General features: G+C 59.0%; 1 protein-coding gene. It reads right to left on the bottom strand.

Annotation, left to right across the window (positions count from 1 at the left end; all coding sequences use genetic code 11):
• A partial coding sequence (locus tag Q5L94_RS13500; protein WP_411161944.1) for a glycosyltransferase occupies positions 1-334 on the bottom strand: 334 nt, incomplete at both ends.

A 334-nucleotide genomic window follows, 5' to 3' on the forward strand; every position in this document is an offset into this window, starting at 1 on the left:
TACACCGCTAGCGGCTCATCAATCCCACGCGCCTCCTCGCAACGCTCCAAAAGCAGCAGCCAAAAGGCGAAATCCTGCCGCATCCGCAGCAGCGGCATCTGCAAGGCACCAAAATACTCCCGGTCATAGATCGCCGTTAGACATCCGATCACATTGCCCCGCAACAAGCCCGCCCGGGTCACCCGCTCCGGCACCCGAACCTGATGACGCTCAGAGCCGCGCGCCCGCCAGAATCCACTATAGGCAAACACCGTGCCGGTTTCCTGCATAAACGTGATCTGCCGCTGTAACTTGTTCTCAAGCCAGCGATCATCGGCATCAAGAAAGGCGATCT

The organism is Idiomarina sp. Sol25 (genome assembly GCF_033052775.1).
In the GTDB taxonomy this organism is placed as follows: Bacteria; Pseudomonadota; Gammaproteobacteria; order Enterobacterales; family Alteromonadaceae; genus Idiomarina.